Source organism: Chitinophaga oryzae, assembly GCF_012516375.2.
Taxonomy (GTDB): domain Bacteria; phylum Bacteroidota; class Bacteroidia; order Chitinophagales; family Chitinophagaceae; genus Chitinophaga; species Chitinophaga oryzae.
The window spans coordinates 346,995-370,063 of sequence record NZ_CP051204.2; the positions used below are offsets into that span (position 1 = coordinate 346,995).

Consider the following 23,069-nt stretch of genomic DNA (forward strand, 5'->3'; position numbering starts at 1 on the left):
AATTAGAAATGACAACAGAAATTTTAGGCGTTATTGCCACCTATGGACTAACATTACTACTGGCCTGGCCACTGGCGAGGTATATCGTAAAGGTATTCAAAGGCGAAAAAACCTGGTCCGACTTTATGGCTCCCATGGAGCGGCTGTTCTTTAAGATTTCCGGGATCAATCCCAAAGAGGAAATGACCTGGAAAGAACATTTGAAAGCGTTGCTGACCATCAACCTGGTATGGTTTGTATATGCTTTTTTTATGCTGATGTTCCAGGACAAGCTGCCGCTGAACCCGGATGGCAATCCGGGCCAGTCGGCAGACCTGGCGTTTAACACCGCCATCAGTTTCCTGGTGAACTGTAACCTGCAGCACTATTCCGGTGAAACCGGCGTCACCTATCTCACCCAGCTGTTTGTGCTGGCTTTCCTGCAGTTTGTGAGCGCAGCCACCGGTATCGCCGCACTGATCGTCGTATTCAAAGCATTTAAGGAAAAGACCACCACCAAACTGGGCAACTTCTGGGATATTTTCCTGAAGACCAACACCCGCATCCTTTTACCGTTCTGCGTTATCATAGCGCTGATACTGGCGTTTAATGGTACGCCTGCCAGCTTCGACGGTAAAGACACCGTGGTAACGATGCAGGGCGATACCGTGAATGTATCCCGCGGCCCTGCCGCCGGTTTTGTGGCCATCAAACACCTGGGCACCAACGGTGGCGGATGGTTTGGCGTAAACTCCGCACATCCGCTGGAGAACCCCAACTATGTTACCTGGATGACCGAAATGGTGGCACAGGTGGTGATCCCTATCGCCATGGTATTTGCGTTGGGGATGTTTATCAACCGCCGCAAGTTTGCCTACGTCATTTTCGGGGTGATGACCATCGGGATGATATGCCTGCTGATACCCACCATGATGGCGGAAATAAACGGTAACCCGGCTATAGCGCACATGGGCATACAACAGGCCACCGGCGCCATGGAGGGCAAGGAGGTCCGCTTCGGTCCTGCTGCCACCGGTTACTGGAGCACCGTTACTACCATTATCTCCACCGGTTCTGTCTGCGGTTTCCATGACAGTACCATGCCGATGACCGGTATGATGGAGCTGCTGGGCATGATGCTGAACTGTTTCTATGGCGGTTGCGGCGTGGGTATTCTCAACTATTACATCTTTATCATCATCGCAGTGTTTATTTCCGGTCTGATGGTAGGCCGTACGCCTGAGTTTATGGGACATAAGCTGGAGGCCAGAGAGGTGAAGATCGCCGCTATCATCACGCTGCTGTCACCCTTCCTGATATTGGCGGGCACGGCCCTCTCCTCCTGGGTACTGGCTCATCACCCGGAGGCCGACTGGGCCGTGAAGCCGTCAGCCTGGTTGAACAACCCCGGCTATCATGGATTCTCCGAGATGCTGTATGAATATACTTCCGCCAACGCCAACAACGGTTCCGGTTTCGAAGGCCTTGGCGACGGCAACGTGTTCTGGAACGTATCCACCGGCTTTGTGCTGATATTGGGCAGGTTCCTGCCAATCATCGGTCCTGTGGCCATTGCGGGTATTATGGCATCTAAAAAGCACATCCCGGAATCTGCCGGTACCCTCCGTACAGATTCGATCACTTTCGGCGCTATGACGTTTGCCGTGATCGTGGTACTGACTGCTTTGTCCTATTTCCCTGCACTGGCGCTGGGCCCGATTGCAGAGTATTTCTCCCTGTACTGATGATAAACTATAACGAACAATTACCATGAAGAAAAGAGATAATACATTGTTTCCGAAGGAGCAGGTGCTGCAAAGCCTGAAGCAGTCCTTTGTGAAACTGAATCCGAGACTGATGATCAAAAACCCGGTGATGTTTACCGTGGAAGTGGGTACGGTGGTGATGCTGATCGTTGCCCTGTACGCTGCCTTTACCAAAAACACAGACCAGGGCAGTGCGGCTTATAACTTCACCGTCTTTATCATACTCTTCCTCACCGTGCTGTTTGCCAACTTCGCGGAAGCCATTGCAGAAGCACGCGGCAAAGCGCAGGCAGAGAGCCTGCGCCGCACCAGGGAAGAAACACCTGCCAAAAAAGTAGAGCTGATAGGAGAGATTTTCACCAACGAAGTGAAAGTGGTTTCTTCTTCCTCCCTGCGCAAAGGCGATATCTTCGTTTGCGACCCGGGCGATATCATCCCGGCCGATGGCGAGATCGTTCAGGGCCTTGCCAGTATCGACGAATCTGCTATCACCGGTGAATCTGCACCGGTGATCCGCGAAGCCGGCGGCGACAAATCCAGCGTAGTAGGCGGTACCAAGGTACTGTCAGACCATATCAAAGTGCGGGTGACCACCGAGCCAGGCGAATCGTTCCTCGACAAAATGATCGCCCTGGTAGAAGGCGCCAGCCGTCAGAAAACACCGAACGAAATTGCGCTGACCATCCTGTTGGCCAGCTTCACGCTCGTGTTCATCATTGTATGTGTGACCCTGAAACCATTTGCGGACTATGCGCAGACACCGATCACCATCGCAGCTTTCATCTCCCTGTTTGTCTGCCTGATCCCTACTACCATCGGCGGGCTGCTCTCCGCTATCGGTATTGCCGGTATGGACCGCGCCCTGCGTGCCAATGTGATCACCAAATCCGGGAAAGCTGTGGAAACAGCCGGCGACATCGACGTGCTGCTGCTGGACAAAACCGGTACCATCACCATCGGTAACCGTAAAGCCACCAACTTCTACCCTTCCAACGGTCATGCACCGGAAGAGTTTATCCGGCTGTGCGCCCTCAGCTCCCTGTCTGACGAAACGCCGGAAGGTAAGTCCATCGTGGAACTGGCCGGTAAAGACATCGTCAGCAAACTGACCGTCAGCGGCGCCAGCCTCGTGAAATTCACCGCCGAAACCCGCAGCAGCGGTATCGATCTGGCTGATGGCAACCGTATCCGCAAAGGCGCTTATGACGCTATTAAAAAGCTCACCGAAAGAGAAGGCTTCCGTTTTCCGGAAGACACACAAGCCCGCGTGGAAGCTATCTCCCGCGATGGCGGTACCCCGCTGGTAGTGGCTCTCAACAGTAAGGTGCAGGGCGTCATCGAACTGCAGGATATCATCAAACCCGGTATCAGCGAACGTTTTGAACGACTGCGTAAGATGGGCGTAAAAACCGTGATGGTCACCGGCGACAACCCGCTCACTGCCAAATACATCGCCACCAAAGCCGGTGTGGACGACTTCATCGCAGAAGCCAAACCGGAAGACAAAATGACGTACATCCGTAAGGAACAGCAGGAAGGCCGGCTGGTAGCCATGATGGGCGACGGTACCAACGACGCTCCCGCCCTGGCCCAGGCCGATGTGGGCGTAGCCATGAACAGCGGTACCCAGGCGGCCAAGGAAGCCGGTAACATGGTGGACCTTGACAACGACCCCACCAAACTGATTGAGATCGTGGAAATCGGCAAACAGCTGCTGATGACGCGCGGCACCCTCACCACTTTCTCCATCGCCAACGACGTGGCGAAATACTTCGCCATCGTACCGGCGCTCTTCGTAGCCTCTATCCCTGCTTTACAGGGTATCAATATCATGAAGCTGCACAGCCCTGAGACAGCTATTCTCAGCGCCGTGATCTTCAACGCGATCATTATTCCTATGCTGATTCCGCTGGCATTGCGCGGCGTGGCTTACAAGCCCATCGGCGCCAGCGCGCTGCTTCGCCGGAATCTGCTGATATACGGCGTGGGCGGTGTGATCGCCCCCTTCATCGGTATCAAACTGATTGATATGCTGATCGCTCTTTTTATGCAGTAAAATGGGAAAATAAAAAATCAAGAAAATGAAAAAGTATCTCCTGCCCTCTATCAAACTGACCGTTCTCCTGCTGGTACTGCTGGCAGGCATCTACCCGCTCTTTATTGCCGGTGTCGCTAAACTGGCGGCCGGTAAAGGCGGCGGTGTAACGGTAACGCATAATGGAAAAGTAGTAGGGTATGAAAATATAGGACAGAAGTTTACCGACGATAAGTACTTCTGGTCCCGTCCGAGCGCCGTAGACTATAATGCCGCCGGCTCCGGTGGCTCCAACAAGGCACCCGGCAACCCGGACTACCTGAAAACCGTGGCCGAGAGAACAGACACTTTCCTGGCACACAACCCGGACGTGAAAAAAGCAGATATCCCGGCTGAACTGGTGACTGCTTCTGCCAGCGGCCTGGACCCGCACCTCTCCCCCGCTGCGGCTTACGTGCAGATTGCCCGTGTGGCCAAAGCCAGGGGTATTGCACCGGAAAAACTGAAGCAGCTGATAGACGCCAATACCAAAGCGCCTCTGCTGGGGATGCTTGGCCCTTCTACAGTCAACGTGCTCAAACTGAACGTCGCCCTCGACGAGTTAAAATAAATAACGGGTTTCCGGTGAGCGATCACCGGAAATCTATCTAACCTATATAAAATTTATGAAGAAGATTTTACTGCTGGTGGCTGTCCTGGCTGCCGCTATCACCGTTTTTGCCCAAACGGAGCCAACTACAGAGAAAGAAAAAGAGAAAGGTAAACTGACATTTTCCGGTTATGCCGAAGCTTATTACAGTTATGATTTTAATCAGCCTGCCAATCATACCAGGCCCGGTTTTCTGTATAATTTCAACCGTCACAATGAGCTGAACCTGAACCTGGCCATGCTGAAAGCCAACTATAACTCCGACCGTGTACGCGGTAACATCGCGCTGATGGCGGGTACTTACGCCCAGTACAACCTGGCGGCCGAACCATCTATTTTCCAGTACGTTTATGAGGCGAATGCAGGCGTAAGAGTGGGTAAAAATGTGTGGATCGATGCCGGTATCATGCCCGCCCACATTGGCTTTGAAAGTGCTATCGGGAAAGACTGCTATACCCTCACCCGCAGTATGCTGGCTGAAAACTCCCCCTACTATGAAACCGGCGCCAAAATTACCTGGACGCCGAATGAAAAATGGTCATTCGCCGCTATGTACCTTAATGGCTGGCAGCGCATCAAACGGGTGGATGGTAACCAGACCCCCAATTTCGGCACACAGATCACCTTTAAACCAACCGGCAAAATACTGCTGAACTGGAGCACTTATGTAGGCAACGATCTCCCCGACAGCACCCGCCGGATGCGTTATTTTAACAACCTTTATGGTACCTTTGGTATAACAGATAAATTCAGTCTGATAGCAGGGATAGATTATGGTCTGCAACAGAAAGCCAAAGGAAGCAGTGACTTGTCCAACTGGTATACGCCCATTGTCATTGCCCGTTATGCCTTCACGGATAAACTGGCGGCAGCAGGAAGAGTGGAGTATTTCAACGATGCCGATGGCGTGGTGATTGCAACCGATACCCCGCATGGATTCCAGACTACCGGTTATTCCCTTAACCTTGATTTCACCCCTGTCAGCAATGTGATGTTTCGTATAGAAGGAAAAATGTTTAACGGAAGGGACAAAACATTTATCAAAGGGACAGATCTTAAAAACAACAATGCAGCTGTAACGGCATCGCTGGCAGTGTGGTTTTAATTTATCATGACAGAAAAAGAACAACAAGTACAACACTACCTTGATCTGGCCAACCGGAGCGGCCGGGGTAAGTTCAAGATTTACATCGGCATGAGTGCCGGTGTGGGCAAAACTTACCGCATGTTGCAGGAAGCGCATGCCATGTTGAGGAATGGTATCAATATCCAGATCGGATACATAGAAACGCACGGGCGTACGGAAACACACGCCCTGCTGGAAGGCCTGCCTGCGATCCCCCGCAGGCAGGTTTTCTATAAAGGCAAGATGCTGGATGAGATGGACCTCAGCACTATCCTGCTGCTGGCGCCGGAATGGGTAGTGGTGGATGAACTGGCGCATACCAATATCCCCGGCTCCAAAAACGAAAAGCGCTGGCAGGACGTGATAGACCTGCTCAACGCCGGCATCAGCGTCATCTCGGCTGTCAACATACAACATATCGAGAGCATCAACCAGGAGGTGAAAGCCATTACCGGCGTGGAAGTGAAAGAGCGGGTGCCCGACAGCATGCTGCAGATGGCCGATGAAGTGGTGAATATCGACCTTACTGCCGATGAACTGATTACCCGTCTGAAAGAAGGAAAGATCTACGATCAGTCTAAAGTAGAGACGGCCCTGCGGAACTTCTTCCAGGCAGACAAAATCCTGCAGTTGCGCGAGCTGGCGCTGAAAGAAGTGGCTACGCAGGTGGAAAGAAAAGTGGAAACCGAGGTTCCCCGCAGCCAGCAGATGCGCCACGAGTCTTTCCTCGCCTGTATCTCCACCAACGATGAAGTGGCCCGTAAAGTGATCCGGAAAACCGCCCGCCTTGCGGCCTATTATCACGCCGACTGGTATGTGCTGTATGTACAGACACCCCGGGAAAGCGTAGAGAAGATCCCCCTGGCCGCGCAGCGTCACCTGATCAATAACCTGAAGCTGGCCACGGAATTAGGCGCGGAAGTTGTGCAGGAACATGACGGGCGTATTTCAGATGCGATCATCCGCGTAGCGCTGGATAAGCAGATCACCACCGTATGCATTGGCAAACCGCACATCAGTTTGTTCCGGATCATCCTGCGGACCAACCTGTTTAACCAGCTGCTGAAAACACTTTCTTCCAACGACATAGATTTGATTATCCTGTCATGAGTACACTGAGGTTAAAAACGAAGATTACTTTGGGGGTGTTGTTCCTCTATATTATGCTGCTGATTGTCAGTGTACTGGGATATTATTACCTGAACCGGCTGACAGACAAGGCCAAGATCATCCTGAAAGACAACTATGAGTCGCTGGAGTATGCCAAGAACATGCTGGTAGCGCTGGAAGACCTGCCGGTACACCGGGCGCAGGCCCTGCAGCAGTTTGCCACTAACCTGAAACAACAGCAGGCCAATGTGACCGAGCGCGGCGAGCGTGCCGCCACCGCTACGGTAACGGCTACCTTTGAAAAGCTGAGAAAAGACAGCGTGGCCAGTCCTGCCGATGTAGCGGCGATCAAAGGCGGTATCTATACCATCATGGACCTCAACATGAACGCTATTGTCGGGAAGAACGAGCTGGTAAAGCGGACGGCCGATCATGCTTTGTTATATATCGCTATCATCAGCGGGGTTTGTTTCCTGCTGGGTTTCACCTTCGTGTACAATTTCCCCGGATATATCGCCGACCCCATTGTTGCGCTGACCGAGGCTATTAAAGGTATTTCCGATAAACAATACAGTAAGCGGTTGCATTTTAAATCCAATGATGAATTCGGGGAGCTGGCCACCGCTTTTAATACCATGGCCCAGCGGCTGGATGAATATGAGCATAGTAACATCGCCCGCATCACTTTTGAAAAACAACGTGCAGAAGCGGTGATCAGCAGCCTGAAAGACGCTACCGTTGGTTTTGATACGCAGAACACCGTGCTGTTTGCCAATGCGCAGGCGTTGCAGTTGCTGAGTATACCGGAAAAAGAACTGATCGGTCGTTCTGCAGATGAGATTGCAAAGCAGAATGACCTGTTGCGTTTCCTGATCAATCCCCGGGAGAACGTGCCGCTGAAGATCGTTGTGGAGGGCAAGGAATGTTTCTTTACGCAGGAAGTGGCTGATATCCGCCATGAAGATACCCGTATAGGCTATGTCGTTATCCTTAAAAATATTACCGCTTTTAAGGAGCAGGACCTTGCCAAAACACATTTTATTGCAACCATATCCCATGAATTAAAGACACCGCTGGCGTCGTCCGACTTCAGTATTAAGCTGCTGGAGGATGAACGTATCGGCACATTGAAACCGGAGCAACGGGAGTTGCTGGAAAGCATGAAGCAGGACAACCAGCGGATGATCAAGATTGTGAGCGAGTTGCTGGACCTCTCGCAGGTGGAGAGCGGCAATATACAGTTGCAGCCGCAGCCTGTCACCGCTTTAAACATCGTACAGTATGCGCTGGACACGGTGCAGAAGCAGGCTGCCCAGCGGGAGATCACTATCCGGCAGCATGTTCCGGAGGTATTGCCCCGGGTGATGGCCGATGTGGAAAAAACCGCCTGGGTGCTGATCAACCTGCTGACCAATGCTATTCGTTATTCTACCCTGAAATCAGCGATAGATCTGAAGGTGGAGGATACCGGCACGAACATGATATCTTTCTCCGTACAGGATTATGGGAAAGGGATACCACTGGCTTTCCGTGACCGGATCTTCGAGCGGTTTTTCCAGGTGCCCGGCGGAAAGGGGCATAAAGGAAATGGCCTTGGACTGGCCATTTCCAAAGAGTTTATCGAAGCGCAGGGCGGTGTAATCGGTGTTGCCAGTGAAGAGGGCAAAGGCAGCCTGTTTTATTTTACATTGCCGGCGGCGCAATAATTACGGGCAGGTAGCGATGTGCGCTTCAATAGCAGGTTTAAAGTGATTGAATAATTCTTCTATCCTCGCGGCTTTGCGGGAGATCTCCTCATAATTGTTGTCCAGAATGACGCCCCTGTTGATTTCATGCGCCAGCTGTACGGCTTCATGCATGGAAACGAAGCCCAGGTTGCCTTTCAGCTGGTGCGCGAGATTACCCACTTCATGCCAGTTTTTTTCCTCGATATATTGCCGCATTTGAGAGATGTAATTGGGCATGGTGAGCACCAGCTCTTCCAGTACAATTTTTACTTCATCTTCGGCTACCGCCTGGTGGATAAATTCGAAGCTGATAGGTGGTTTTTCTTCCCGTCCGGGGGGGCGGGCGGAGGTGTGTTGTTGCCGGCGCCGGTTGGGTTAGACAGGTGCTTCGCCGGCTCGGGGCGGTGTTCCGGTTGTGGACCCTGGTCGTTGCTGTTGCCGGTAGAAGCCTGGATTTTGCGGAACAGGTCTTCTTTTTCGAAGGGCTTGGACACGTAGTCGTTCATCCCGGCCTGCAGGCAGCGTTCCCTTTCGCCATCGAGTGCGGAAGCAGTGAGGGCAATGATGCTGGTATTGATTCCGTTGTTGCGGATAGCACGGGTGGTTTCATAACCATCCATGCCGGGCATTTGTAGGTCCATAATGATACAATTATAGGATTTGGTACTTAATATTTCGAGTGCGGCCATGCCGCTATCGGCCACGTCTATGCGGGAGCATCCGCCTTTCTTCAGCGTGTAGTAGGCTACCTGCTGATTGATACGGTTGTCTTCCACGATCAGGACAGACAGTCCCCGTAGCGGTAATGCCGGAGAGGATGACTGCGGCTGGCCTTGTTGGTGAAGTCGCGGGAAAGGATTTTTAGTGAAAGGTAGCTCAAAATAGAATACAGAGCCGGTGTTGGGGCTGCTCTCTACCGTGAGGGTGCCGTTTTGCAGGTCTATCAGGTGTTTGCAGATAGTGAGCCCCAGTCCGGTGCCGCCGAAATCACGGCTGTTGCCTTTGTGGCTTTGGGAGAAGCTCTCAAAGATGACTTCCTGTTTATCTGCCGGTATGCCGATGCCAGTGTCTTTTACCTCAAAACCTATCCGGACGCCGGAGTTGTTTTTATCGGCGGATACCAGTGTAACCGTCACCGTTACATAGCCTTTGGGCGTGAATTTAATAGCGTTTTCGATCAGGTTGGTGAGGATCTGGCGCAGTCTTACCGCATCGCCCAGCAGTTCCACGGGGATATTTTCCGCGGTGCGGACATTGAAGACCAGTCCTTTTTCGCGGGCTTGCAGCTGTAAGGGGAAAACGGTGCTGCTTATTACTTCGCGGAGGTTGAACGGCTCGCTGACCACTTCCAGTTTGCCCGCTTTTATCCTGGAGAAATCGAGTATTTCGTTGATGATGACCAGCAGGTTTTCGGCAGACCGCCGGATGGCGTTCACATATTCCTGCTGGATGGGGGAAAGTGCTTTTTCCTGCAGCAGGAGTTGGGTCATTCCTACGATACCGTTCATGGGCGTACGGATTTCGTGGCTCATGTTGGCCAGGAACGTTTCCTGGCTTTTCTGTGCTTCCACGGCCTTTTCGCGGGCTTCTTTTTCCTGCTGGAGATAGAGTGTCTTCTCCGTGAGGTCGGTGCCGATGCAGCAGATGCCAATCATTTCATGGCTGGCATTGCGGAGAGGGAACATGGTGAGCAGGAAGTGGAATGTTTTCCCGTCGATGGTGAGCGTTTCTTCTGCTTTTTCCCTGGCGCCGGTTTCCATCACTTTGCGGCTCATGCCGGCATAGCGTTCTACCCAGGGGTAGCGGAGTTCGGCGTCTGTTTTGCCGACGATGTCTTCTTTGCTGACGCCCATTACTTCCATGAAGCGGTTGTTGACCAGCAGGTAATTGCCGGGCATATCTTTCACGAACATCATGGAGGGCATATTGTCCAGGATGGCTTCCAGTCTTTTCTGGAGGTACTGGACATGTTGTTCTTTCCGGTATTCCTGGTCGATATCGCGTACAATGCATTCAAATTCCTTACGGCCGTTGTCGCCGGTGAGGAGGTAGGCCAGTTGCTCCACCCATTTTTTCTGCCCGGTGCGGGTGACGATTTCAAAGCGGAGCGACGAGTATTCGTCGCCGTTCTCCAGTTGTTGCAGGTAGAAGGTTTTCAGCCGTTCAAATTCTTTGTCTTCCAGCAGCAGGGAATAATGTTTGCCCACGAGGGTGGTATTGGGATAGCCGGTCAGTTCTTCCGCGCGGGGGCTGACGTAGGTGAAGAAGCCATGTATGGTGGATTTGTAGATAATGGGTTCGGCTTCTTCGGCGAGGCGTTTGAAAGTTTGTTCGCTTTTGAGCAGCTGGTTGCTCCAGGTCTTTATTCTGTGCAGTAATTTAAAGATATAGCGGGCTTCTCCTACCAGGAGGATGAGCAAAAAGGCGCTGATGATCAGTGTTACCCGGAAAGACCAGGTGGTATAGGAGGAGTCGTTATTGTTGCGTTGGAGCAGTTCCCGTTGTTCTGCCTGAATGTAACCGGCGACGAGGTCGCGGAGGCTGTCAGTCTGCGCGGTGAAGGCGGGGCTGACGACCAGTTCCTGTGCTTTGGCCGGGTTGGTAGCGGCCATGGTAACAATCTGCAGTTTGGTATGGCGCCGCTGGAGCAGCAGTTTTTGAATAGCCTGGAGGTAGCCTTGCTGGGAGGCGGTGTTGTGCCTGTTGCCGGACAGGTGCTGAAGTGCCTGCTGGATGCTGTCCTGCAGCAGAGCTTCTTCGAGGGGGATGTTGCCGTTGCTGAGCAGGTGGTCTTTGATGCCGGCGGTGCTTTTATAGTCCAGTATGGCGATGGCGCGGACCTGGTTGGTGATGTTCTGGCTGTTGGTGATCCAGTTGACGGCGGCGTTGGTCCTTTTTTGTACCATCCCGGCATAAAATATGAAGCCGCTGAGTACCATGAGTACGGCTATCACGAGGGTTATGACGGTGAGGGCAATATTTCTCATCAGATTTTTGGTTTCACAGACTAGTTTGCTGTTTTGGCCGGGATTGTTTCCCCGTTGGAGGATCCATTCCTGAAATTTACCTAAAAAAAAGCATTATTGTTGTTCATCTTGTTCATTTCCCGGAGGTGGTACATGTAAAGAATATGAGTTGTCAATATGAACTTTTATGTAACTTTCGCGCCGAAAAGGAGGTGTTTAGGAATTTTTTAACCAATTCTTTTACAATCATTCCAATATATTTGCCTAATATTCTTTTTCCTAAGTATTAAAATATTTTATGAAAAAAATAATTTTTACCCTTGGCCTGATAGCTGTAGCTGTGGGTGTTTTTGCACAGGAAGGCGGTTCTCCCATGAACAAGGCAGTTAACAGGGCTACCCATTCCAGGGATTTTCTGATGATTCAGTTATCCTACGATGGTTGGGCTGGAGCTCCTGATAGTATCAAGACGGGTTTCAACAGGGGCTTTAACATCGCGCTGATGTACGACTTCCCGTTCAAAAAGTCGCCGCTGAGCGTGGCTGCGGGTCTGGGTATCAGCACCAGCGGGGTTTTTCTGAAAGATCATACTTTGGATGTTGCCGGAAAAGTACATAGCGACCGGGCTTCTTTTGTGGCCAGCAATGCCTATAAGAAATTCAAGGTAGCCACTACCTACCTGGAAATTCCCATCGAGCTGCGTTACCGCAGTGTGCCGGATAACGCCAACAAAGGCTTTAAAGCGGCACTGGGCGTAAAGGTGGGCACGTTGGTGAATGCACACACCAAAGGCCGCAACACCGCGCCTAACGGTTCCAAAAACTGGGATAAAGACCTGAACAAAGGCTTTTTCAATCCCTGGCGTTTTTCTGCCACTGCCCGTGTAGGTTATGGCAACTTCGCCCTGTTTGGCGCCTATTCTCTGAACCCGATGCTGAAAGACAACAGCGATCTGGATATCAGACCTTACCAGATCGGTATCTGCCTGAGCGGACTGTAATTGTCCACAGGACCAAAAATATAACGGCCATGGTTGTACTAAACCATGGCCGTTTTTTATTTCTTGTTGTTTTGGTATCAGTTGCCGGTGAAAGCCGGTTTTCTTTTTTCGAGGAAAGCGTTGATGCCTTCGCGGTTGTCGGCGGAGTTGCCGGCGATCTCCTGGCAGTAGGCTTCGTAATCCAGGGTGGCGTCCAGAGATTCGGTCATGCCTTTGGTGAGCATTTTTTTCATGAGGGCGATGGCTTTGGTGGGTGCGGCGGCATAATAGGCTGCCTCAGCTTCCACGGCCGCATCGAGGGCGTCTGCCGGCACTACTTTATTGACCAGTCCCATTTGCAGGGCTTCCGCGGCGGTGATTTTAGAGGCTTTGGTAGCCAGTTCAAAAGCGCGGTGATAGCCTACGGTGCGGGGCAGGAAATAGGAAGAGCCGGAATCCAGCACCAGTGCGATATTAACGAAGATCTCGATCATGGTGGCGGTTTCGCTGGCGATGATCATATCGCAGGCCAGTGCGAGGGAACATCCGGCGCCGGCGGCCACGCCGTTGAGTTTGCAGATCACCGGTTTGGGCATATTGCGGATGGCCCGGATGATGGGATTGTAGCGTTTATGCAGTGACTCGCTCAGGTTGCGTTTACCCGCTTCCATGGAGGCTTTGAGGTCCTGCCCGCTGCTGAAGGCTTTGCCTGCCCCTGTCAGCACCACTACCCTGACAGCGGGATCTCTCTCTGCCTGTTTGAGGGCATCCTGCAATTCATAACTGAGCGGATCGTTGAAGGCGTTGTAAACCTCCGGGCGGTTGAGGGTGATGGTGGCCACGCCATTGGCCGTTTCCAGTAACAGAGAAGTCATAGACAATTACGAATTACGAATTACGAATTACGAATTACGAATGAAATTACGAATTTGAAGTTATTTAGCCATCAGGCCACCGATAAGCTCCAAATTCGTAATTCGTAATTCGTAATTCGTAATTGGATTAAAGGGTTTCTTTCAGCCAGTTGAAGAATTCGCGCTGCCATACGATGGCATTCTGGGGTTTCAGCACCCAGTGGTTTTCTTCGGGGAAATACAGCAGTTTGCTTTTGATGCCATTCAGCTGTGCGAGCTGGAAGGCTTGCAGGCCCTGCTCGATGGGCACGCGGAAATCGATGCCACCCTGGATGATCAGGATGGGTGTGTTCCATTTGCTGGCATGTTCGCTGGGGTTGAAGTCCCTGTACGCTTTGGCGTTGGCGGGGTCCCAGTAGGCGCCGATGTCCCAGTTGGCGAACCACAGTTCTTCGGTGGTGCCGTACCAGCTCTTCAGGTCAAACAGTCCATCATGCGAGATGAAGGTTTTGAAGCGGTTTTCGTGAACGCCTGCCAGCATGTATACGGAGTATCCGCCGTAGCTGGCGCCGATAGCGCCGAGGCGGTTTTTGTCCACATAACTTTCTTTGCTCACATCATCGATGGCGCTCAGGTAGTCGCGGATAGGCTGGCCGCCCCAGTCTTTGGAGATGGAGGCGTTCCATTCCACGCCGTGGCCGGGCATCCCTCTCCTGTTGGGCGCTACCACGATATAACCCTGGGAAGCGATCAGCTGGAAGTTCCAGCGGTAGGAATAAAACTGTGAGAGTGCTGACTGCGGGCCGCCCTGGCAATACAGCAGGGTGGGATATTTTTTAGCCGGGTCGAAGTCCGGCGGGAAGATCACCCATGCCAGCATCTCTTTGTTGTCGGTGGTTTTCACCCAGCGTTTATCCACTTTGCACATTCCTATTTTATCGTAGGTGCTTTTGTTGACGTTGGTCAGCTGCTGCAGTGCGCCTTTCCGGAGGTCGACGGTAAACAGTTCGGCGGCGTGGTTCATGTCTGTGCGGGACACCACCATGGTGTTGCCGGACTGGGCCACGATGCCGTTGATATCGAAGTCGCCGGAGGTGATCTGGCGTATATGCTTGTCAGTTGTTTGGGCAGGATCTTTCTGCAGGGCTATTTCCAGCAGTTGTTCGGTGCCTTTCAGTACGGCGAGGAAGAAGATTTTTTTACCGTCGGTGCTGAAGCGTACTGCGGAGGCGGTACCATCCCATTTTTTGGTGAGGTTGGTTTTAACGCCGGTAGCGCGGTCCAGGAGGATGACATCATTTTTATCTGCTTCGAAGCCGTCGTGTTCCATGCTGAGCCAGGTGAGGTATTTGCCGTCCTGGCTGAAAGCGGGGGCCACATCATAGCCCATCATACCTTCGGAGAGGTTGCGGGTGGCTTTGGTAGCGATGCTGTATTCGTAGATGTCTGTATTGGTGCTGATGGCGTAGTCTTTACCATATTTTTTCTTGCACACATACAGGATGCTTTGGCCGTCGGGGCTCCAGATCAGGTCTTCCGGGCCGCCGGAGGGCATTTGCGGGCAGTCGTGTGGTTCGTCTGCCATAATATCTACCGGCGTACCTATCTCCCCATTGTTGTAGGTGGCATAAAATACGTGGGAGAAGTTACCGTCTTCCCAGGTATCCCAGTGGCGGTAGTTCAGGTTATCATAGATCTGAACGTTCGATTTGGGAAGGTCGGGGTAGTGGTCTGCGCCGGCGATTTTTTTTACTTTCACCTCTTTGGTAAACAGGATGTGTTTGCCGTCGGGAGAAATTTTGATGTTTTGCATTTCACCGGTCCCGCTGGTTTTCTGTGTGGCGCCGGCGCCGTCAGCGTTCATTTCCCACCATTGGCCTTTGAGGGAGTAGCCAATTTTTCCGCCGGGGAGTACGGCTACGTCGCCGGCCCCTTCGGCCAGTTGTTGGGGAATGCCGCCGGCGAGCGGGATGGCATAAAGGTGTCTTTGACTCTTGTTGTCGGCCAGGCTGGGCTGCGATACGCTGAAGAAGACGGTTTTGCCGTCTGCGCTGATCGCCTCCCCGCTGACTCTGCCGAGCTGCCATAGCAATTCGGGCGTCATTTTGTCCTGGGCTGTCGCCATAGTTGAAATGAATAGTCCTGTCAGTAAAAATGGTTTGTACATGATCTGCAAGATGTTTTGGATCGCGTAAATGTAGGAAACTGCGTGCTGATTCTGCCGTTTTTAACTGTTTTTCTGATGAATGGAGCGGTGACAGCCGTCTTCATATAACAGAAAAAATAATCCATCATCGGCATCACTGGGTAAAAACAAGTATTTTTGCAACAAATTTTTAAACACTTTGATAGAAAAGAAACAAGTCGTCCAAAAAGAAGAGAAAGCGGTTATCGTGGGGGTTATCACCAAAGACCAGACGGAACGGCAGGTACAGGAATTCCTGGACGAGCTGGTGTTCCTGGCGGAAACGGCAGGGGCCACCACTTTAAAGCGCTTTACCCAGAAACTGTCCCATCCGGACAGGGCTACTTTTGTGGGTAAAGGTAAACTGGAAGAGATTCATCAATATATCGCCAGCCGGGACGTGTCGCTGGTCATCTTCGATGATGAGCTGACGGGGTCCCAGATCGCCAATATCGAAAAGGTACTGAAGGTAAAGACCATCGACCGCAGCGACCTTATCCTGGATATCTTCGCCCGCCGTGCCCGCACGGCGCAGGCCAAGGTGCAGGTGGAGCTGGCCCAGTATCAGTATATCCTTCCCCGTTTGCGTGGTATGTGGAGCCACCTGGAACGCCAGGGGGGCGGTATCGGTAGCAGAGGTCCCGGTGAAACGGAGATCGAAACCGACCGTCGTATCGTTAAAGACAAGATCGCGTTGCTGCGTAAGCGTCTCGCTGAAATAGACAAGCAGTCCCTTACCCAGCGTAAGGAACGCGGCGAGTTTATCCGGGTGGCGCTGGTAGGTTATACCAACGTAGGTAAGAGCACCATCATGAACATGCTCAGTAAAAGCGAGGTGTTTGCGGAGAACAAGCTGTTTGCCACGCTGGATACCACTACCCGTAAGGTGGTGTTTGAACAGACGCCCTTCCTGCTCAGCGATACCGTAGGATTTATCCGCAAGCTGCCGCACCACCTGGTGGAGAGCTTCAAATCCACGCTGGATGAGGTGCGCGAGAGCGATATCCTGTTGCACGTGGTGGACATCTCCCATCCGCAGTACGAAGAGCAGATAGAAGTGGTGAACCGCACGCTGCAGGAGCTGAAAGCTTTTGACAAGCCGACCATCATGGTCTTCAACAAGATGGACCTGTACGAAGCCAATACTTTTGATAAATGGCTGGAGGAAGATGTTAAAAAAGACATCCTGCAGTCGCTCAAACAGAACTGGGATACGAAAACCCATGGCAATACCGTTTTCATCGCCGCGCTGGAAAGGCGTAATGTGGAGGAGCTGCGTAAGACCATTATGGACAAGGTGGCCCAGCTTTACAGAGAGCGTTATCCCTACAAAACAGAATTTTTCTACTAATGGCCAAAACGTACACCTGGCATAAACTGGACGAAGGATACCTGCCACTTGCCGACAATGCCATCCGTATACAGGAAGTGAACGGAAAAAAGATCAGTGTAGCCCTGCACCAGGGCCAATTGTACGCTTTTGCCCATAAATGCCCGCATGCCGGGGGTATCATGGCCGATGGTTTCATTGATGCCGCCGGTAATGTGGTGTGCCCGTTGCACCGTTATAAGTTCAGCATGAAGAACGGGTTTAACTGCAGCGGCGAAGGTTATTTCCTCAAAACATACCCGATAGAACAACGGGAAGACGGCCCCTACGTAGGTATGGAAAAGAGCGGCTGGCTGTGGTAGCCGCCGGTTTATTTTTATGTTAATTAGCCCCGGCAGGTTTTTATCCGTCAACGGATGAACGTAACTTTTGGTCATGTTACCGTTACCTGCAACTGTCCGCCCGTTTGCCTTTTCAGAGAAGCAGATCTGGGTGTTTATTATTTCCCTGCTGACTTTACTGCAATTCAGCGCCCTCCAGGTGCCTATCCTGGAGCCCGACGGCGCGCTCTATGCCGGCATCGCCAAAACCATGGTGCTGAAACATGACTATCTGAACCTCTACGCCGATGGCCATGAATGGCTGGACAAGCCCCACTTCCCTTTCTGGATGGCCGCCCTGAGCTTTCAGTTGTTCGGTTTTCATACGTGGTCGTATAAACTGCCGGCTATACTCTTTCTGCTGATGGGCGCCTGGTATACCTACCGTTTTGCGTTTTCCCTGTATGGCAGCACTACTGCCCGCTGGGCCGTTTGTATCCTGCTGACTGCAGAACATATCATTATCTCCAACAACGATGTGCGGGCAGAGCCTTATCTCACGGGACTTATCATCGCCGCCGTGTATCACTTTTACCGCAGCGTTGAAGAGCGGTGGCATTATCACCTGATCGCCGCAGCGTTGTTCACCGCCTGCGCTATTATGACCAAAGGCATTTTCGCCCTGGTGCCCATAGGGGCCGCTATCGGCGGGCATTTGCTGTTCACCGGTCAATGGAAACAGATTTTTCAATGGCAGTGGGTAGTGGCGCTGGCGCTCATCGCCCTGTTCATATTACCGGAGCTGTTCGCGCTCTATCAGCAGTTCGACCTGCATCCGGAGAAGGTGGTCTTCGGCAGCACCGGCGTATCCGGACTGCGTTTCTTTTTCTGGGACAGCCAGTTCGGACGTTTTATGAACACCGGCCCTATCAAAGGCGCCGGCGATCCTTTCTTCTTCTTTCACACCCTGCTGTGGGCATTCCTGCCGTGGCCGGTGATGCTGTATGCCGCCGTGGTCCTCTTTTTCCGGAAATGGAAACAGCAGTCAGAATACTACTGCCTCTGCGGCGCACTGGCTACTTTCGTGCTGTTCTCGCTGTCACGGTTCCAGCTGCCGCACTACCTCAATATCATTTTCCCTTTTTTCGCCATCCTCACCGCACAGTATATCCTGTCGCTGCATACCGGCAAGGGACTGCGTTTTTTCCGTACCACACAGTATACCATCATCATCCTGCTGGCCATCGCCGGCGTGGTGATAGACCTGCTATACAAGCCGGTCATGGGTTATGCCTGGCTGGTCCCTATCGCCGCGCTGATTGTTTTATACATGCTGCTGCACTACTGGCTCGACAAAAGCACCAGGGAAGCCGTGTTTTACCGGACGGTGGCCATGAGTATCCTGTTGAACCTGTACGTCAACACCATCCTGTACCCCGATATGATGCAGTACCAGAGCGGCAGCGAAGCCGCCCGTTATGCCAACGCCACCATTCCCGGCATGCCGGTCACCCTGTTTCGGAACAACTCCTACGCTTTCGAATACTACCTGAACGCCCCCGTGCCGCGCGCCGACACTGCCGCCGAAGGGGTGATGTTTACCACGCCGGAAGGGCTGGCCAGTCTGCAGCAGCAAGGGTACAGCTATACCCTGCTACAGCGTTTTCCTAATTTTTACGTGAGTAAACTGGACCTGCCTTTTGTGCGGAAAGCTACGCGCGCCAGCGCTCTCGGAGAAAAAATGCTGGTCAGGGTTAAAAAAGTGTCTCCCTGAAATGCTTTGCAGTAGCGGGTTTTATAACTTTTCAGAAAAAATTTTAAAAAAAGTGGCTATAAGATTTTGCAAAAATGAAATTTTACCTATTTTTGCAATCCCAAATCGCACAAACGATACGGGAAACACTCCTCCTTAGCTCAGTTGGTTAGAGCATCTGACTGTTAATCAGAGGGTCGCTGGTTCAAGTCCAGCAGGGGGAGCACCTAAAAGGTCCGCAGAAATGCGGACCTTTTTTTGTTTCATGCGTAGTGATGATGGCACGATTCTATGTAACCCTAAATTTGTCATTATATTTTTCTGAAATCTTTGGCGATCGTCCAATCATCCCTATTTCCCATTAATTAAACACTCCATCTGAACATTTGAATTAATTACGGTTTACCGTAAAAGTCACCGGTGAAGCCTTTTTATTTTAGCATTGGATACCAGATATTATTTTATTAATGCTCTAATTTAATTAACCATGGAAACAATGAGTTCTTCAAATTCATTAATTGCTCCCTTTATGGAAGATATTAATAGGATTGATTTTACGATGGTAAAACTGAAGTTGCAAGAACCGCCTTATGAGGGGCATGGTTGGTCTGCATCACAAGCGGACATTGCAGAAATAGAATATAAGAGGTTTCTGGCGCTGAAAAGGAAGTATCCGGAAAAGGACATTGTGCCGCACAGAGATGTTGATCTTTTTTGGCACCAGCACATTCTCGATACAGAGAATTATGCGAAGGATTGTGAGGCAATATTTGGCTTTTTCTTGCATCATTATCCTTATTTTGGAATGAATGGCCCGGAAGACGAACAAAATTTAATTGACGCATTTGAGGAAACTAAGAAGCTCTATGCAAAAGCCTTCAATGCTGAGTATCTCGCAAAGCCTGCTAAACCTAAAAGATGCCTTGCTCCCAAGTGCAGAACACAATGTAAGCCGGTAAAATGCAGATAGGTCATCGGATTCATCAAGTAAAACCAGGTGGCTGTGATGGGGGCGGTACAAAAAAATGTATCTTTCAGGTATTTCCTATAATTTATGAAACGCCTGTTACTGTTACTTTGGCTGTTAGTCCCCGTCATCTCGGCTATGGGCCAGGGGCATGATTTTGTTCTGAATGAAATCAGAGAGAACACCACCGCCCGTAAAATCGGCAGTTTGCTGATTATTTCCGCTGGACCGATGTCCACCCGCAAAATTGGCCAGGACATGAAGTATGCGCTGGATAAACAATTTCGCAACAAATCATTTCAGACTTCGATCGTACATTTGGGTACGTTAGAATACTGCACTGATGAAAATATAGCCAAAGCGTCAGCTATGTTTCCGCATGATGTAGTGCTGGTGGTTGTGCCAAAAGAAGTGGAAGATCATGCGGTGACGAAAAATCCGAATAAGCCCTTGACAAGAGCAGCCTCCCTGGTACTTTTAGGCCCCCTCCTGGCCCCCAATCGCTATAGCCGGAAAGCGTTTGCCAATCAACTGGAAACGTTTTACCTGCTGGATAAATCAAGCCTGCATGAGCCCTTTTGGATCGGTCAATCGAATGTTTCCACCAACCTGGACTCAAATAAATACTTTGATTATCTCATAAAGAATCTCCTGCGTATTTGGAAAGATGAAGGGATTTCTGTCGGCGGGTAGGGAAATTTTATTTGAATTTAAGAAGAAAAGCCAAAGAGTGCGGAGGCAATTATGACCGTTGGGAGGCCACCATAATAAAAGAATGACGTCATTTTCCCTGTAACCAGGCACTTCCGCTTCGGATTTATATAATCCAGCTCCTTCTCTTCAAACAACTGCTCCAAAGCCTCACAGCCATTTTCCACTTTATAGCTCCGTTCTTCTTTCGTGATGGGAATGAGCCAGTAGCAATGGATTTCGCGATTATCGAAGGGGAAAATTCCAAAACCTTCTTCCTCAAGATAAGGCAAGGATATAAAAGCGTGATCACAAACAGAGCTATCCAGCCACGGCTGACCGATATTAACCGTATGATGGATGTTGAGCGGCCGGCCTGTTCTGTGATAAGACGCACAGTAGGTAAGTAACTCCACCAGTTTGGGGTCTGACTTAGGGGAGAATACAAACAGCTCGATCAGGTTATCGTCTGTTCTGTCAGCAGACATGCCGACGGTGCAATACACAAAGGCGCCATGGCGCTTATTGGGTGGGATTTCAAGTACGTAGAAGACCGGGGGGAGTTTTTCACGGGGGCCTTTGTCAAGTGTATGTTTCCTGCCTTCAACACCATAATACTGCTGATAGTGTTGCGCCAGCTGGGAGATATAATCGTGCGCTGTATTCATTGATTCACTTTTGCCTTTTTTATTTGTTCGATTTTAGTCATACTTTCATTAAACCCTGCCCTGGACCTTTCAAGATTCCAATTTTCTTTATCGGCTATAAAGGTGTTCCATTGGCCGGTTAACTTATCCGCTTCTTCGGGTGAGAGATGGTATAGTGCAGCCAGTGCTGAAGCTTGATCGAACCACAAATCTTTTTGTTCAAGATAGTGCTTCAGGTAGTCCGTCAGATATTTTTGGGAGGTGTGGGTGCCAAACGCGGCTAAAGCCAGACAATACCCCTGCCCGGCATAACAGACTTCGCTTTTCAGCAGATGTCTGCCAATAATATCCTCCAGTTCCCGGTACTGATTGATGGCCGCAAAATAGGCTCCTGTTATCCTCGGTCTCCAGTCAAAATCACCTAATAGTTTTTTAACGATATCAATGTTTATTTCCCGGGCGGCTTGCGCGAAGCGAAGAACAGATTCTTTGGTCCTGGTATCGAAAAAATAAAACGGAACTACCCATTGGTCGACAAACTCCTGAGACAACTCTTCTTCGTTTCTCGGCACTTCCAGGTGTTCAAATGGGTTTCTGTGACGTACCGTAGCTCCTGCAATATGCAGGGCTATTTCATCAGCTTCGTCGTTACGGCGAAAAAGTTTCGTCCAGAGTTGATTTATCTTCATAAGCTGCTAATGTAAGTGTTTCCGATAACAACTTCCTACTCCCCTATCGTGGCTACCAAAAACATCTCCCCGCTCGCCGGCGCCAGTCCATCTTCCCGCCCTGAAAAGTAACGCGCTTTCAGTTCCGCTGGCGACACAATCGCCACATTTTTAAGCCCGCTTTCAGCGGCTAATGCTATCACCTGCTCCGGTGTAAAGAAACTCACGAACGGATTCCCGGAGGCTTTCGCGCCTTTGACGGACGCTTGCTGCAGTGCGAGATCTTCTTCTTCCAGCAGTTCCTGAGGCAACAAGAAGGTGATAGCCGCTTTGCTGCCGGGGGCCATGCCGGCAATATAGCGCAACAGCTGACTGATCGCTTCTCTGCTGAGGTAGAGCGTTACGCCGGTACAGGCGATGACGGCGGGTTGCTGTGGGTTAAAGCCGGCTTGCAGCAGGCGGTCCCACCACGACTGCCCTTTTTCGAAGTCGACGCCTACGAAGTGCAGCCCCGAAGCAACGCCGTAGCCGGTGTCGATGAGCCGCCGGCGTTTCCATTCCAGCGTGCCGGGTTCGTCTATTTCGTAGATATGCAGGCGGGAGGCTACTGCCGGGTTACGTTGCGCGAAGGCATCGAGACCGGCGCCGAGGATCACATACTGGGTGATGCCGTTTTCTGTCTCTTTAATAATCAGCTCTTCGATAAACCGTGCCCTGGCAGCCATCGCTGCCCGTACCCTCCGGGAGAAGACCGGGTCCATATCAGGTCGTTGTTGCCACCCTTCTTCCGGGGCGATGAGCTGAAGACCGGTGGTATCTTCGAGGATATGCGGCGGCGCATCCAGCTGAACATGGAGTGCTCTCCAGAGGGCGGTGCGTACCGCAGTGGAATTGGGTTGCTGCATGGGGTGTTATGCTTTTGAACGTAAACCAATAATATTTCCTTCTGTATCTTCTACCAGGGCAATGAAACCAGCTTCGCCGATGTTGACTTTCGGTTGCAGGATTTTTCCGCCGGCGGCGGTTACCCGGCTCAACTCGTTGCTGATCTCGTGCGTATCGAAGTAGACCAGCGTGCCGCCCGGACCAGGATTGATTTTATCCAGCTTCACCAGCGCGCCCATGCTGCCGTTCCCGTCTTCATTGCCCGGGAAGAGGGCATAGTCCATATGGGCATGCCGGTCACTCTGTATAGGCGTTACTGTTAATTCTACCTGGAAAACATCGCTGTAGAACTTTTTAGCCCTGCTAAAGTTAGCGGTGTAGATTTCGAACCAATTCACTGCGTTTTTCATCTTGTATATTTTAGATGAATGTA

The 23,069-nt window shown here is 51.2% G+C and carries 20 protein-coding genes and 1 tRNA gene; 13 read left to right on the forward strand and 8 right to left on the reverse strand.

Features of this window, described 5'->3' with window-relative positions; translation table 11 throughout:
- Nucleotides 1-8: 8 nt before the first annotated feature.
- The 6 genes from kdpA to HF324_RS01505 are packed head-to-tail and all read left to right on the forward strand — an operon-like array spanning nt 9 to nt 8,371.
- Complete coding sequence (gene kdpA, locus HF324_RS01480) at nt 9-1,724, forward strand: potassium-transporting ATPase subunit KdpA (RefSeq protein WP_168808773.1); 1,716 nt, start codon at nt 9-11, stop codon at nt 1,722-1,724.
- A 25-nt stretch (nt 1,725-1,749) separates the two neighbouring features.
- Entirely contained in the window at nt 1,750-3,801 is a 2,052-nt protein-coding gene (kdpB, locus tag HF324_RS01485) for a potassium-transporting ATPase subunit KdpB (RefSeq protein WP_168808775.1), read from the forward strand.
- 25 nt (nt 3,802-3,826) lie between these two features.
- On the forward strand, nt 3,827-4,390 hold the full coding sequence (locus tag HF324_RS01490) for a K(+)-transporting ATPase subunit C (protein WP_168808776.1): 564 nt from the start codon (nt 3,827-3,829) through the stop codon (nt 4,388-4,390).
- Nucleotides 4,391-4,445: 55 nt separating this feature from the next.
- On the forward strand, nt 4,446-5,534 hold the full coding sequence (locus HF324_RS01495; RefSeq protein WP_168808778.1) for a porin: 1,089 nt from the start codon (nt 4,446-4,448) through the stop codon (nt 5,532-5,534).
- A gap of 6 nt (nt 5,535-5,540) precedes the next feature.
- A complete protein-coding gene (locus HF324_RS01500) occupies nt 5,541-6,665 on the forward strand; it encodes a sensor protein KdpD (RefSeq protein ID WP_168808781.1) in 1,125 nt (374 codons plus the stop codon).
- A complete protein-coding gene (locus tag HF324_RS01505) occupies nt 6,662-8,371 on the forward strand; it encodes a sensor histidine kinase (RefSeq protein ID WP_168808782.1) in 1,710 nt (569 codons plus the stop codon). The genes HF324_RS01500 and HF324_RS01505 overlap by 4 nt, the downstream gene beginning before the upstream one ends.
- Here HF324_RS01505 and HF324_RS01510 read toward each other — a convergent pair whose 3' ends face one another.
- Together HF324_RS01510 and HF324_RS01515 are read right to left on the reverse strand one after the other, a co-directional pair.
- The gene (locus HF324_RS01510) at nt 8,372-8,608 is read right to left on the reverse strand and encodes an Hpt domain-containing protein (protein WP_258539386.1); all 237 of its coding nucleotides are present in this window, start codon (nt 8,606-8,608) and stop codon (nt 8,372-8,374) included.
- Nucleotides 8,609-8,673: 65 nt separating this feature from the next.
- Nucleotides 8,674-11,379, reverse strand: coding sequence for a PAS domain S-box protein (locus tag HF324_RS01515; RefSeq protein ID WP_168861798.1), 2,706 nt, complete (start codon nt 11,377-11,379; stop codon nt 8,674-8,676).
- 277 nt (nt 11,380-11,656) lie between these two features.
- On the opposite strand from HF324_RS01515, the gene HF324_RS01520 reads away from it, so the two are divergent.
- Complete coding sequence (locus tag HF324_RS01520; RefSeq protein WP_168808786.1) at nt 11,657-12,358, forward strand: porin family protein; 702 nt, start codon at nt 11,657-11,659, stop codon at nt 12,356-12,358.
- A 77-nt stretch (nt 12,359-12,435) separates the two neighbouring features.
- Here HF324_RS01520 and HF324_RS01525 read toward each other — a convergent pair whose 3' ends face one another.
- Nucleotides 12,436-13,212 (reverse strand): enoyl-CoA hydratase-related protein, encoded by a 777-nt coding sequence (locus HF324_RS01525; protein WP_168808788.1) that lies wholly within the window; start codon nt 13,210-13,212, stop codon nt 12,436-12,438.
- Between the two features lie 127 nt (nt 13,213-13,339).
- Nucleotides 13,340-15,358 carry a S9 family peptidase gene (locus tag HF324_RS01530; RefSeq protein WP_168861799.1) on the reverse strand — a complete coding sequence of 673 codons (2,019 nt, stop codon included), beginning with the start codon at nt 15,356-15,358 and terminating at the stop codon, nt 13,340-13,342.
- Nucleotides 15,359-15,536: 178 nt separating this feature from the next.
- On the opposite strand from HF324_RS01530, the gene hflX reads away from it, so the two are divergent.
- From hflX to HF324_RS01560, 6 genes are all read left to right on the forward strand, one after another.
- Nucleotides 15,537-16,727 (forward strand): GTPase HflX, encoded by a 1,191-nt coding sequence (gene hflX, locus HF324_RS01535; protein WP_168808791.1) that lies wholly within the window; start codon nt 15,537-15,539, stop codon nt 16,725-16,727.
- Nucleotides 16,727-17,068: a Rieske (2Fe-2S) protein gene (locus HF324_RS01540; RefSeq protein WP_168808801.1), complete on the forward strand. Its 342-nt coding sequence runs from the start codon at nt 16,727-16,729 to the stop codon at nt 17,066-17,068. Before hflX ends, HF324_RS01540 begins: the two co-directional genes overlap by 1 nt.
- Before the next feature lie 73 nt (nt 17,069-17,141).
- Nucleotides 17,142-18,800 (forward strand): ArnT family glycosyltransferase, encoded by a 1,659-nt coding sequence (locus HF324_RS01545; RefSeq protein WP_168861800.1) that lies wholly within the window; start codon nt 17,142-17,144, stop codon nt 18,798-18,800.
- Between the two features lie 129 nt (nt 18,801-18,929).
- A tRNA-Asn gene (locus HF324_RS01550) sits at nt 18,930-19,003 on the forward strand.
- Nucleotides 19,004-19,266: 263 nt separating this feature from the next.
- Nucleotides 19,267-19,749: a glycine-rich domain-containing protein gene (locus HF324_RS01555; RefSeq protein WP_168808806.1), complete on the forward strand. Its 483-nt coding sequence runs from the start codon at nt 19,267-19,269 to the stop codon at nt 19,747-19,749.
- Between the two features lie 84 nt (nt 19,750-19,833).
- Complete coding sequence (locus tag HF324_RS01560) at nt 19,834-20,439, forward strand: hypothetical protein (protein WP_168861801.1); 606 nt, start codon at nt 19,834-19,836, stop codon at nt 20,437-20,439.
- A gap of 17 nt (nt 20,440-20,456) precedes the next feature.
- Here HF324_RS01560 and HF324_RS01565 read toward each other — a convergent pair whose 3' ends face one another.
- The 4 genes from HF324_RS01565 to HF324_RS01580 are packed head-to-tail and all read right to left on the reverse strand — an operon-like array spanning nt 20,457 to nt 23,046.
- Nucleotides 20,457-21,104 carry a suppressor of fused domain protein gene (locus HF324_RS01565; protein WP_168861802.1) on the reverse strand — a complete coding sequence of 216 codons (648 nt, stop codon included), beginning with the start codon at nt 21,102-21,104 and terminating at the stop codon, nt 20,457-20,459.
- Complete coding sequence (locus HF324_RS01570; protein ID WP_168861803.1) at nt 21,101-21,772, reverse strand: DUF6000 family protein; 672 nt, start codon at nt 21,770-21,772, stop codon at nt 21,101-21,103. The genes HF324_RS01565 and HF324_RS01570 overlap by 4 nt, the downstream gene beginning before the upstream one ends.
- Before the next feature lie 35 nt (nt 21,773-21,807).
- Nucleotides 21,808-22,656, reverse strand: coding sequence for a class I SAM-dependent methyltransferase (locus HF324_RS01575; protein ID WP_168861804.1), 849 nt, complete (start codon nt 22,654-22,656; stop codon nt 21,808-21,810).
- 6 nt (nt 22,657-22,662) lie between these two features.
- Nucleotides 22,663-23,046, reverse strand: a complete 384-nt coding sequence (locus tag HF324_RS01580; protein ID WP_168861805.1) for a VOC family protein — start codon at nt 23,044-23,046, stop codon at nt 22,663-22,665.
- Nucleotides 23,047-23,069 lie beyond the last annotated feature (23 nt).